The organism is Rhodococcus sp. CX, from assembly GCF_015865005.1.
GTDB lineage: Bacteria > Actinomycetota > Actinomycetes > Mycobacteriales > Mycobacteriaceae > Rhodococcus.
In genome coordinates, this window is the sequence record NZ_JADZGH010000226.1 from 1 (window position 1) to 12108 (window position 12108).

At 63.2% G+C, this 12108-nt stretch carries 13 protein-coding genes; 1 reads left to right on the forward strand and 12 read right to left on the reverse strand.

The annotated features are described in order from the left end of the window. Positions 1–285: 285 nt before the first annotated feature. Positions 286–840 (reverse strand): MarR family transcriptional regulator, encoded by a 555-nt coding sequence (locus tag I0Q12_RS25230; protein ID WP_197255839.1) that lies wholly within the window; start codon positions 838–840, stop codon positions 286–288. Positions 841–1093: 253 nt separating this feature from the next. Here I0Q12_RS25230 and I0Q12_RS25235 point away from each other — a divergent pair, with 253 nt between their 5' ends. Further along, positions 1094–1726, forward strand: coding sequence for a hypothetical protein (locus I0Q12_RS25235; RefSeq protein WP_197255842.1), 633 nt, complete (start codon positions 1094–1096; stop codon positions 1724–1726). Between the two features lie 129 nt (positions 1727–1855). On the opposite strand, the gene I0Q12_RS25240 is transcribed toward I0Q12_RS25235, so the two are convergent. From I0Q12_RS25240 to I0Q12_RS25290, 11 genes are all read right to left on the reverse strand, one after another. Beyond that, the gene (locus I0Q12_RS25240) at positions 1856–2833 is read right to left on the reverse strand and encodes a nitronate monooxygenase family protein (RefSeq protein WP_197255844.1); all 978 of its coding nucleotides are present in this window, start codon (positions 2831–2833) and stop codon (positions 1856–1858) included. A gap of 49 nt (positions 2834–2882) precedes the next feature. After that, positions 2883–4061: a CaiB/BaiF CoA-transferase family protein gene (locus I0Q12_RS25245; protein ID WP_197255846.1), complete on the reverse strand. Its 1179-nt coding sequence runs from the start codon at positions 4059–4061 to the stop codon at positions 2883–2885. Positions 4062–4178: 117 nt separating this feature from the next. Beyond that, a complete protein-coding gene (locus I0Q12_RS25250) occupies positions 4179–4955 on the reverse strand; it encodes an SDR family NAD(P)-dependent oxidoreductase (protein ID WP_197255848.1) in 777 nt (258 codons plus the stop codon). Beyond that, positions 4955–5839, reverse strand: coding sequence for an enoyl-CoA hydratase-related protein (locus I0Q12_RS25255; RefSeq protein WP_197255850.1), 885 nt, complete (start codon positions 5837–5839; stop codon positions 4955–4957). The genes I0Q12_RS25250 and I0Q12_RS25255 overlap by 1 nt, the downstream gene beginning before the upstream one ends. Further along, positions 5836–6585, reverse strand: coding sequence for a tyrosine-protein phosphatase (locus I0Q12_RS25260; protein WP_197255852.1), 750 nt, complete (start codon positions 6583–6585; stop codon positions 5836–5838). The genes I0Q12_RS25255 and I0Q12_RS25260 overlap by 4 nt, the downstream gene beginning before the upstream one ends. Positions 6586–6599: 14 nt before the next feature. Beyond that, on the reverse strand, positions 6600–7580 hold the full coding sequence (locus I0Q12_RS25265; RefSeq protein WP_197255854.1) for an alpha-ketoacid dehydrogenase subunit beta: 981 nt from the start codon (positions 7578–7580) through the stop codon (positions 6600–6602). Beyond that, positions 7573–8580, reverse strand: coding sequence for a thiamine pyrophosphate-dependent dehydrogenase E1 component subunit alpha (locus I0Q12_RS25270; protein ID WP_197255856.1), 1008 nt, complete (start codon positions 8578–8580; stop codon positions 7573–7575). Before I0Q12_RS25270 ends, I0Q12_RS25265 begins: the two co-directional genes overlap by 8 nt. Before the next feature lie 12 nt (positions 8581–8592). Continuing rightward, positions 8593–9246: a nuclear transport factor 2 family protein gene (locus tag I0Q12_RS25275; RefSeq protein WP_197255858.1), complete on the reverse strand. Its 654-nt coding sequence runs from the start codon at positions 9244–9246 to the stop codon at positions 8593–8595. Then, positions 9243–10670 (reverse strand): FAD-dependent oxidoreductase, encoded by a 1428-nt coding sequence (locus I0Q12_RS25280; RefSeq protein WP_197255860.1) that lies wholly within the window; start codon positions 10668–10670, stop codon positions 9243–9245. Before I0Q12_RS25280 ends, I0Q12_RS25275 begins: the two co-directional genes overlap by 4 nt. After that, positions 10667–11284, reverse strand: coding sequence for a histidine phosphatase family protein (locus tag I0Q12_RS25285; RefSeq protein ID WP_197255862.1), 618 nt, complete (start codon positions 11282–11284; stop codon positions 10667–10669). Before I0Q12_RS25285 ends, I0Q12_RS25280 begins: the two co-directional genes overlap by 4 nt. Positions 11285–11359: 75 nt before the next feature. Next, positions 11360–11929: a histidine phosphatase family protein gene (locus I0Q12_RS25290; RefSeq protein WP_197255864.1), complete on the reverse strand. Its 570-nt coding sequence runs from the start codon at positions 11927–11929 to the stop codon at positions 11360–11362. Positions 11930–12108: the final 179 nt, after the last annotated feature.

Sequence of the window (12108 nt, forward strand, 5' to 3'; positions counted from 1 at the left end):
GTAGATACCGGCGGGGCCGGCACCGACGATGGCGACGCGAAGGGGACGAGAAGCAGATCGCAAGTCGTTCATGGGAGAACTACCGTTCCATTCTTGTAGCGATAACAATCGGTGCCTTCATCCGGCCACGTCTGCGAGCGCGGAACAGGACCATCGCCACGACCATTTACTCTATTGATAAACTATAGACTAGTGGAGATGATTGGGTGTAGCCGCGCTCTTCGGCAACCCACGCCACGCCGCGGCGACCGAATTCGGCACGACGACCGCAACCATCCACAGGACTCAGTGCGCGCGGTCGACGTCTCCGGCGGATTTTCGCAGCGGAGCCACCAGTTCGACGAGCGCCCGTGCTCGCTCCGGCGTGAGGCCGGGCATTCCGTAGCAATTCGCCTCCAGAGCGGACGTAGCCTCGTCCACGACTCTGCGACCCTCCTCCGTAATCGTCACGCAGGTCGCGCGGCGATCACGAGGGTGAACACGGCGCTCCAGTAGGCCACGTGATTCCAGCCGGTCGGCTGCAATCGTCACGGTCGTTGCATGAACGAGCAAGTGCCATGCCACTCTGCTGAGAAGTCGAGTACCGGTGTCGCTCATCTGCAATGTCTTGAGCATCAGATAGTCCGTCAGGTTCAGTTCGAAGTTCTGTTTCAGCTCCCGCTCCAGCATGGACGTCATCAACTGATGAAGGCGAAGCACCGAGCTCATCGCGAGGAACGGGTAAGGGTCATCAGCGACCTGCTGCTCCCAATAGAACTTGATCCACCGCATCGGATCGAGCTTCTCTTCCTCCGTGAGCGCAGCCGCACGAGCCGTTGCGGGGAGGCGCTTGTCGGCCATGTCAGGTCTCCTTCGAGTGCACAGTCCGAAGTGGCCGTCGCAGAACTGGATACCCAATTGATCGAGCATCCGACGATCGAGACCTTCGGTGAGTATGGCGTGCGCGGCCAGCGAAAGCGGGCTCCCTACCGCACAATCGCCCGAGTCGACACTGGCCATCGTGGACGTGATCCACTACGCTTCAGAAAATACTCTACTACCATATAATTCATGCGCCGATCATTGGTGCCATGCCCGAAGCGAGGTCGAGCTGATGAACAATCCGCCCACTACAGCACGAGACATCAACCTCTTCCAGGCTCTCCGATTGAAGGGAAGAATCGAAACCGACTCTCTTCCAGCAATACTCGTAGAGGACCCGGAACTGGTCTCCCGACTCGTCACCAGTCATGTCGAGGCCGGCCGCTGCATGCACAAGGGCACCTTCCTTCGCCTGACGGCTGACGGAAAGCAGAAGCTGGCAGAACTGACCGCCGAAGAACGCGGCACCCTCGACACCGAACGCCTCGAGCTACTGTACGAAGAGTTCGACCCCTTCAATTCGGCGTTGAAGTCGCTACTCACCCGCTGGCAGATGATCGACGAGACCACGCCCAACGACCACAACGACGCAGCATACGACGCGGCGATCATCAACGAACTGGAAGAACTGCACGACGGCTTCACCGGATGGCTCTCGGCACTTACGGATGTAGTGCCGCGACTCACCCATTACCCCACACGCTTCGGTGTGGCGATGGACGAAGTGCGCCGAGGCAACTACACCTACGTTGCGCGCCCCATAATCGACAGCTACCACACGGTGTGGTTCGAACTCCACGAAGAAATGATCGGCCTTCTCGGCCGGGACCGCGCAACCGAAGCTGCTGCCGGACGCGCCGTCTGACAGAGAAATCGTGCCGGCGCGTCCGTCAAGGACGCGCCGGCACGATTCACCGGTAACCGCGACATCGCCGTTGCACGATTACGTGCCCATGCAGCCGGGCAACGGCATCTGTCCGGTTTGTCATCGGCATCAGTTCAGCATCGACGCGAGCTTGTCGTTCAGCAGCGCCGAGGCCTCGGACACGATGCGGTCGACGGCGGTTTCGCACGAAACAATGTCATGGATGAGTCCCTGGGCTTGACTCGCCCACCACATGCCGTCGTCCACCAGGCCATTCTCCAGAACCTGAACCCGGCCACGTCGGCCGGATGCAAGGTGTGCGACATCCTCGAACGTGGCACCGATCTGCTGCGAAATATGCGCGATCTCCTCCGAAATCGCATTGCGGGCGACCCTGGCAGTGTTGTGAAACTCGCGGAACACCAAGATCGTCGAGCGCTCGTCGTTCTCGACGATTTGATTCTTGACGTTGATATGCACGGGCGCCTCGTCGGTTGCGACGAATCGGGTCCCCATGTTGACGGCCGATGCTCCCAGCGCGAGTGCCGCGACCAAGCCGGCCCCGTCGGCGAATCCACCACTTGCAATGATCGGGATGGAGAGCTTGCGTGCTGCCGCCGGTATGAGCACGAGACCCGGTACGTCGTCGTCACCCGGGTGCCCGGCACATTCGAAACCGTCGATGCTGACAGCATCCACGCCGAGTTCCTGAGCCTTCACAGCGTGCCGGACGGTCACGGCTTTGTGAATCACCTTCACTCCGCCAGCTTTCAGGGCCGGTAGATGCGGCTTGGGATTGCTGCCTGCTGTCTCTACGATCTTCACGCCGCTGTCGATTATCGCGTCGCGATACTCGTCGTAGGGGACGGGATCGATCGTGGGAAGAATGGTGAGGTTGACCCCGAAAGGCTTGTCCGTCAGATCACGACATCTCCCGATCTCCTTGACCAGCGCCTCGGGAGTCGGTTGCGTCAGAGCCGACAGGAAGCCGAGAGCTCCGGCATTTGCCACAGCACCGATCAGATCAGCGGTACCTACCGCAGTCATTCCTCCGCACACGATGGGGTGCTCGATGCCGAACGTTGTAGTGAAGTCCGTGGTGAACACTCGACTCATCCTCGTTTCCGTGACCTGTCTTCGGCGACCGCAGCGCGAGTCACGCAGTCGCGGCCGTGTCGATCTTCTCCGGCTGGGCAGCTTCCTGGTGAATCACTCTGCCGGGCTCGGGAACTCCCCATTCCAGGAGCACCTCCAGAGTGTGTTCTCCGATTCGGGCGGGTGGTCTCTGCACTGCACCGGGTGTGCGGCCGAACCGAGGAGCCGGAGCAGGCTGCCGTACTCCGGCAACCTCGACGAAGGCATTCCGTTCGCGCATCTGCGGGTGCTCGGCCGCCTCCCTCAAACTCAGCACGGGAGCCACGCAGGAGTCGGTGCCCGCGAAAATGTGGTTCCACTCGTCTCTCGTACGAGCGCGGAACCTCTCGGCGATGCAGCGACGCAGCTCCTCCCAGCGATCCTGTCGTGGCCGGCGGCGGAACTCTTCGGGAAGTCCCAGCAGTTCGGCAAATTTCGCGTAGAACTTCGATTCGAGCGCACCGACGGTCATCCACTGCCCGTCGGCCGTTTCGTACACGTCGTACCACGGTCGCCCGGTGTCCAAGAGATTCACGCCGCGTTCGTCACGCCAGGTACCGGCGTGCAGCATCCCGTGCAACATGGTCGTCAGCGACAACGCACCGTCCACGACCGACGCATCGACCACTTGTCCACGACCCGAGGACCGACTCTCCCACAGAGCAGCGAGCACGCCCATGACGAGATACGTAGAGCCACCACCGAAGTCACCGAGAAGGTTGACCGGGACCGCGGGCGCCTGCCCCTCTCTGCCGAGGGCATGCAAGGCCCCGGTCAGTGCCAGGTAGTTGATGTCGTGCCCGGCCATCTGCGACCACGGCCCCGTTTGGCCCCACCCTGTCATCCGTCCGTAGATCAGGCGAGGATTTCGCTCGAGGCAGTCTTCCGGACCGATTCCCAGTCGCTCGGCCACACCGGGTCGGAAGCCTTCGAGCAGGACGTCGGCTTTGGACACCAGGTCCAAGAGCACATGCACCGCCTCCGGGTCCGAAAGATCGAGCATTACCGAGCGCCGACCGCGTCTCAGGGTGTCGGTGGCGCCCAGTCCGGAATCGGGACCGGGCCGGTCGACCCGCACGACGTCGGCGCCCATGTCCGCGAGAAGCATCGCAGCAAACGGTCCCGGACCGATCCCGCCCATCTCCAGAACCTTCAGCCCCGACAACGGGCCGGACGCCTGGCTTCGTGATGCATCGTGCATGCGCCTTCTCACTCCCGCGGAAAATCCCGCATTCGTAGTTAGTCTACTTCTAGACTATAGATCAATGAAGCTTCAGGTACCACGCGGACCACGGATCGACACCGGATTCCGTTGTGGTCAGCGCGGGAGTTGTACTGTGCCGGCGGCAAATTCGACCGCAGTAGCATTCATGTAGTCATTGCACAAGAGCTCTACAGCCAGCGAAGCGAACTCGTCTGCTCGCCCCATCCGGCGCGGAAATATCGCCGCCTCGGCCAACGCCCGCCGCAGCTCGACGGACGGCCCGTCCGGACCGTAGATCGACGTGTCGAGCCCGCCCGGGGCAATGGCATTGACTCGAATTCCGACGGACGACAGATCACGCGCCAGCGGACGCAAGATGCCCAATTGACCGGCCTTGGATGCGGCGTACGCCACCTGACCGGTCTGGCCGACAGTCGCGGCCAGTGACGACGTCAGCACGATGGCACCGCGTTGGCCCTGCTCGTCCGGCTCCGTCCGAGCCATCGCGGAAGCTGCAAGTCGAACCACGTTGAAGGTCCCGACGAGGTTGACTTCGACGATTTCCCGGAAATCGTCCAGTGAATGCGCCGAAGAATAGGCCAGGTCCGGACCGATGGTCCGGCGGGCATGACCCACTCCCGCACAGTGCACCAGCACCCGCAAGGCACCCAACTCCGCCGCGGTGTCGACGGCCGTGATCATCGTGTCGACGTCGCGCGCGTCGGCGCAGCAGAACACGGCGCCGAGGCGCTGAGCGGTCCTGTTCCCCTTCACGGCATCGCGACCGGTGATGACGACCTTGCACCCTTCGCCGAGAAGCCGGCGAGCGGTCGCTTCACCGACTCCGGAGGTGCCTCCGACGACCAACGCTGCCTGCCCTTGCAACTGCATCAGAACGCGATCTCCGGCCACCACTTCCGGAAGGGACGGATGCCTTCCGTCACCGGCGTCGGGAACTGTGCCGGACGCTTGTCGATGAACGCTCGAATCCCCTCCGCGGCATCAGGTCCGGATCCCAGTTTCCGGACCAGGTCGGATTCCACTCTGTGAGCTCCGACAGGGTGGGACTGAGTGAGTCCGTGCCACATCATATTCCGGATGGCCGCCACCGAGGTCGGCGCGCCCGCCTCGACCATCTCGGCCGCATATCTCGATGCCACGGAGACAACATCTCCAGCGGGTACGACCGCACGGACGAGACCCGCCTCGAGTGCTTCTGCAGCACCGACGAGTCGTCCGCTCGTCGTCCACTCGATCGCGCGGCTGATCCCGACAATGCGCGGCAGAAACCAGCTGGAGCAGGCTTCGGGCACAATCCCACGCCGAGAGAAGACGAACCCGAACCTGGCACCGTCGGCGACGATCCGGACGTCCATCGGCAATGTCAAGGTCACGCCGAGACCCACCGCGTCGCCGTTGATCGCGGCAACAAGGGGCCTCGTACAGGCGAACAGTCGTAACGCGAGGATCCCCCCGAAGTCCCGGCTCGGAGTATCCGACCCGGTTCCGTCGGGGCGGGCGCCGTCCCTGCGATCCCGGAACGTACCGGGCCCGCCGGACAGATCGGCTCCGGCCGAAAATGCTCGACCGGCCCCGGTGAAGACGATTGCCCGCACGGAATCGTCATCTTCGAGTCCGTCGAGCGCATCACACAGGTCGACGACGGTCCGCCGACTCAGAGTGTTGAGTTGATCCGGACGGTTGAACGTGACGAGGGCAATGCCGTCGGAGCGATCGACGACGAACGCGGTCTTGCCGTCCGCCGTGGTTGTCATTCGTCCTCCCCGAGCAGCCGACGCAGCCCGACCAGGTGGTCATCGGTCAGACCGAGGCCTTCACCCAGGTAGCGCTCGACATCACCGTAATCCTCCACCAATTGACTCATCCCGGCCTCCAGGTAGGCAGGATCAGCAATCATCGCAGGCCGGAAGAAGTCCAGTGGTCTGTCACCGAAATGCCGTCGGGCCAGAACGAGCGAGGGACCGTTACCGGCCATCAGTTCGTTCGTGAGCAGGAAATCGGCGATGATGTCGGTCTCCGAAACTCCGACCAGGCGTTGGAGCAACATCGCCAACCACCCGGTCCGATCCTTCCCCTCGGAGCAATGGAAGACATGAGCCCCGTCGCTCTGCGCCATAGCCGCGAGTGCCGTCGAGAAGCCGGCTCTCTTTCCCGGGTCGCTGACGAAGCCACGGTAATGGTCCACCATCGCCTGACGCATCTGGTCGGCGGTATCGAGGGATGCCATCACCTCCCTGCTCAGCCCGGGGACCCAAGTGTGATGCCACTTCGCTCCCGGGAGGGGAGTATCGGGAAGCCGGTCGATTTCGTCCTGTCCCCTCAGGTCGTAGATCGCGACGATCCCGAGGGTACCGAGCACGAGGAGGTCATCATCGGACACTCGGAAGGAATTGCACCGGAACACCCGTCCTTGCCTCATCGAGCCGTGTGCCGTCTTGTAACCGTGGCCGGCCACGTCCCGAAAGTTCCTCACCGACGGCAGGTTCAACTGCTCCGGCACGCCGATCGGCCCTGTTACGCCCCGCACAGGTCCTGCACTTTCTTGACGACACGATCCACCGTCGGGTGATTCGTCAGCGCCTTGGAGAACGGTACCGGCGTGAACGCAGCGCCGACCCGGCCAACCGGTGCAAGCAACTCACCGAAGAGCTCCTCGTGGATGCGTGCACTGATTTCGGCTCCAGGGCCGAGGAATTGGGTTGCTTCATGGATGACGACGCAGCGTCGTGTGCGCTCGACCGAGGCCAACACTGTATCGAAGTCCAGAGGGATCAAGGAGCGCAGATCGATCACTTCGGCCTCGATCCCGGCTCCGGTCAACTCCTGCGCCGCGTCGAGAGAGAGCCCCACACCCGTTCCGTAAGTGACGATGGTGATGTCCTCGCCGGGCCGCACTGTCGCTGCCTGACCGAGCGGCACTGTGTACGTCCCCTCGTCCACCGGCCCCTTCTGGCTGTAGAGCAAGCTGGAGTGCTGGATGAAAAGGGACGGGTCCGGGGAGGTAAGGCACGACTGCAGCAGTCCCTTGGCATCCGCGGCGTTGGACGGCATCACGACGTTGATGCCGGGGGTGTGCATGAACCACGCCTCGAGTGACTGGGCATGTTGAGCACCGAAGTGGCTGGTACCGATTGTGGTGGTCATGGTGAGGGGTGCCGGGGTCGCTCCGCCGCTCATGTAGCGGAACTTCGCGGCGTGGTTGAGCACCTGGTCGAGCGTCAATGTCACGAAGTCGAAGAACATGATCTCTGCGACCGGCCGGTACCCACCCAGCGCGAGTCCGACCGCGGCACCGGCGATCGTGCCTTCGGCGATGGGCGTGGAACGCACGCGGTTCGTGCCGAAGCGGGTCGACAATCCCTTGCTGGTCTTGAACACCCCACCGATGGGCTCTTCCACATCTTCACCGAGAACGACGATCTTGTCGTCGGCCTCCATCGCGCAGTGGAAGCCGGAATTGATCGCGGCTGCCATCGTCATCACGGTCTCAGGCATCGGTCAGGCTCCTCACGAACGAAGAGTCGGCGAACACGTCTGTGAAGAGTTCGTCCGGTTCAGGAAGGGAAGATTTCTCGGCAAAGCTGAACGCCTCGTCGACATACGCGCGAACCTCGGTCTCGATCGCCGTGATCTGTTCTTCTGTGAAGACGGAGTTGTCGAGAAGCCACTTGCGGAAGGTGGGGGCGGGATCGCGCTCCATCGCCTTCGCCAGTTCGTCCTTGGGTACGTAGCTGTAGTCCGCGGTACCGGTGTGTCCGGTGAGCCGGTAGTGCACGAACTCGAGGAACGTCGGACCCTCGTTCAGGCGCGCCCGTTCCACGGCCTCCTCGAGAGCAGCGAGGCAAGCCAGGGGATCGAAGCCGTCCACCTTGCGGGTGGCCATGCCGTACGACGCCGCTCGTTCGGCGAGTTCCGTGGAAGGTGCGTACTTGTGGATCGGTGTGTGCTCGCCCCACTGGTTGTTCTGACAGACGAAGACGAGAGGTAGTTTCCACAGAGCCGCGAAGTTCATCGACTCGTGATATGCCCCAATGGATGTGGCGCCGTCTCCGAACGTGGTTACTGTGGCAGATCCGCTGTTGTCCAACTGCGCGGCCATGGCGAGACCGACAGCGATCGGCATCCCGGACCCGACCACCCCGGTCGTGGCGGTGAATCCCACAGACTGGTCCTGCAGATGCATGGGGCCGCCCTTGCCCCGTGAGGTACCCGCTGTGCGGCCGTACAGCTCGGCCATGATCGAACGCAGGGGCACGCCCTTGGCCAAGGCGTCACCAAGATTGCGGTAGGTCGAAACCATCCGGTCGTCCGGGGTCAGAACCTCACCGAGAGCGGCACACACCGCCTCCATGCCGCGCACCGGGTAGAACGCGGCCGCGAGCCGTCCTGCCTTCGCCTCCGCACTCGACTTCTGGTCGGCCAGAGCTGTGGTCAGCATCAGGTGGTACATCCGCTTCAGTGCCTCGGGTGGGGGCACCGGCTTCTGGGTGTTCATGTCACTCCCTGTTCATTCGTCGAAGGACTCGAAGTTCAGGCGGTAGCTGGGGTCGCCGAGATCTCGACTGCCGGGGAGGTTGTACTTCGAGCGTCCGCCCTCGATCACCATTCGTGAGGGCTGGCATTGGTTCCACTCCACGGTGATTCGGCGGCGCCAGATCCGCCAGACGCCGTCGCGCCTGAGCAGTTTGTCGAGGTAGCGCCCCCCGGTGAGATATTCGTGTTCCCCTTCGAGAGTTCCGTCGGCCTCCGCCCGGTCGGCATATTCGTCTCCGAAGAACCGCGCCACCGAGTCTCTTCCGCCGGGGATCCGGTGGTAGCCGAGCAAACAGGATTCGGCGATCGCTCGGTCTCCGTCGACCTCGACCAGTTCGTTGGTCACATGGTGGATGCTGTAAGTGGTCTGCTCCGCAAGGCGCGGCACCATGAAAGCTGCGAACTCGTGCGCATTCCCGTCGAAAGATCCGTGTGCGTCCGTAGCGTCTTCGTGGTAGACGGACTCGAGCAGTTTGATATCGCAACGATCGATCGCTCGCGCATAACGGTGCAACACTTCGATGATCTGCTGGCGGTCGTATACCAATTGCAGCGTCGCGGCGGGGTCGGATGGCTGTGCGCGAGGCGCGAACAGCACGGTGTCTTCTCGAGTGGTCCGCGTGGTCATCCCCGAACCCTCCCCACGTACTCCGCGGCGGATTCGCCCGCCATCCGACCGACGCCGGCGGCGCTGGCAAGCGAGCTACCCGACCCGGAATAGGTCGGACCGACGATCCCGCCGGTGCATTCCCCGGCTGCGTAGAGGCCTTCGATCAGGCTCCCGTTCACACCGACTACGCGCGCGTGGTCGTCGATCCGCATACCGAATCCGGTGTGCGCGATCGCAGTGGGCCGTACCTCGACGGCGTAAAACGGCGCCGTCGAGATCGGGTTGAGAAAGCGGCCGGCCTTGCCGAAGTCGGTGTCCTCACCGGCTGCCACGAGATGGTTGTAGCGAGCGATGGTGCCGCAGAAGTCCTCCGCCGGGATCCCTACCGAATCCGCAAGGGCGTCCAGCGACTCGGCAATATGAATCCGTTCGTGGTCCTTGTACTGCTCGATCACGTCGGCGGTGTAGTGCTTGGGCTTGAACTTCGCGTGGTTCGGCCATACCTGCTTGTACGCATCTCCGTAACGCTCCGCGAGTTCGGCCGGGGGCCTGAGTGCCGCGTCGTCGAATACGACATACCCAACGTTGTCCCTAGCTTTGAGCAGACTGTCGAGGATGCCGTACGGGGCGGTCTCGTCGCAGAATCGACGGCCACGCTTGTCCAGGAGCACCGTCCACCCCGGCAGGAATGCCTCGTGCATGGTGTCGACACCGGGATTGAGCATGCGCAGACCCCGGTTCTCGCCGGTGAGCTGAGCTCCGACCTGGTCGGCGAACTTCAGGTGGTCGCCTCGCGCACCCTCGCTGCCGATGTAGAAGGTCTCCCCCGGTACCCAGGCGATGGGGTAGTGCTCGGCGAGGCGCTCCGGGTTGGCACCGAATCCGCCTGTCGCGACGATCACGGCGCCGGCCGTGAGGTCTTCGCTGCCCGAGCGCACTCCCGTGACGCGGCCGTCGGTGTAGACCAGCTCGTCTACGCGGTTGCCCAACGCGAACTCGACGCCCGCTTCGCGGCACTTCGATACCAGCGCGTCGACGATTGCTTGCCCGCCGCCCTCCACGCAGTGTCCACGGGGGCGCCGGTCGTCTCCGCTGAAGATCAGGCGCTCGTAGAACGGGACGCCGTTGTCCTGGAGCCAGTCGATGGTCTCGCCGCTGCGGGCGGCCCAACGCTCGACCGGTCCGGCCGAGACGTCCCAGATATTGATCGCCATGTACTCCTTGAACATGTCGTCTTCGGCGTCTTCGATACCGGCGGCCTGCTGCAGCCGGCTCCGGCTGCCCATTACAACCCCACCGCACAGGCGGGTGGAGCCGCCGAGGACACTTTCGGCCTCGACGACGAGCACGTCCTTACAACCGTTCTCGATTGCCGTGAGTGCGGATGCCAGACCTGCCAGGCCGGATCCGATGACGATGACTTCGAAATCCATGTTGCTCATCGCATTTCCTGTTCGCACAGCGCCGGCCACGGCAAGCGCAGGTGGGTTGAGTCATTGAGACAGGTGATCTCTCGGTCACCGCGACGGCTCGCCATCACCTGGGTGACACCCGTATAGGTCGGGTGGTGGAAGACCAGCTTCTTCGAGCCGAGGAAGCTACCCACGAAGGAGTTGATCACGGCGCCGTGGGTCACCACGACCACTCGTTTTCCAGGATGTTCCGCGATGATCGACTCGATCGCTTCGATGCTGTTGTGACGGATCGTCTCGGCGTCGGTGCCGTAGGCCGAGAAGTCCTCGCGCCGGAAGGCTGCCATCATGTCGTTGCCGGTCCTCATGAGGTCCTCGAGGTGGATGTATGGACGTCCATAGTCGAACTCGGCAAGGCCTGCGGCGATCCGCGGTTCGAGACCGAGGACATCTGCAATCACCGCTGCCGTCTCCGAGGCGCGGCGCTGCGGGGAGGCATACAGCGCACTCCAGGTCCCCCGCCGGAGGCGATGCGCGAGCGCCCGCGCCTGCTCACGACCGGCCGTGCTGAGTCCCGGATCTCGACGAAGTTCTTGATCTTCGGGACGATCCGGCTCCGCGTGCCGGACGAGTGCGAGTTCCACCCTGCCCTCCTCTGTTCGGGCGACTGACCACCGAGATTACTTGATTAATAGACTATTGTGAAGTAGACCTCATATTCAGGGTGTGCGAACACCGGAAGCGTTGAGCTCCAACGGTGTCCATCCCTCCTCCGGGTGGTACCGGAATCGGTTCACCGAGCCGTACGCCGGTTGGAACAACGCGACCTGGGGGGATCCGAGGAGCATCGCGAAGAAGTTGTTCACGACTCCGCCGTGAGTCACCGCCAGCACTCGCGGAACGCCGGCTTCGGTACGCATCCGCTCGACCACACCCAGGACGCGGCCCCGAAATTCCTCGAGCGTGGTACCCCAGGGCGACAGATCTCCCGCCAGGTAGGCCCCGTAGACCTCGGCGCCGTCTTCCCAGTGGAGATACCGCTCGGTATTCCGATCGAATTCCGCCAGGTCGGCGTCCACCCGCACAACCGCACCCGGAGCCACGATTTCAGCGCTCTCCCTGGCTCGGCGAAGCGGAGAGCAGTAGACCGCGTCGTATCCGTCGGCCCGGACCAGGGCTCGCGCCGCTTCCATCTGAAGTCGTCCGACCGAGCTCAGAGGGGGGTCGGCAGCCACCGTGCCGGTAGCATCCCGCACCGGCTCTCCATGGCGGACCAGAGTGAGAATCATTGCGCACCTCCAGCTCGAGACCGGGGCTTTCCACCTCCGATCCGGTTCACTTCCTCAATCAATAGTTCATTGGTAGAGTATCTTCTCGCAAGCCCTCGGCAACAGCAGACGGTGCAGACATCACCCTGAAGCACAAGCGGGAGCAGTTGTCCCATTCCCAGCCGAGTCCCGCCCTACCC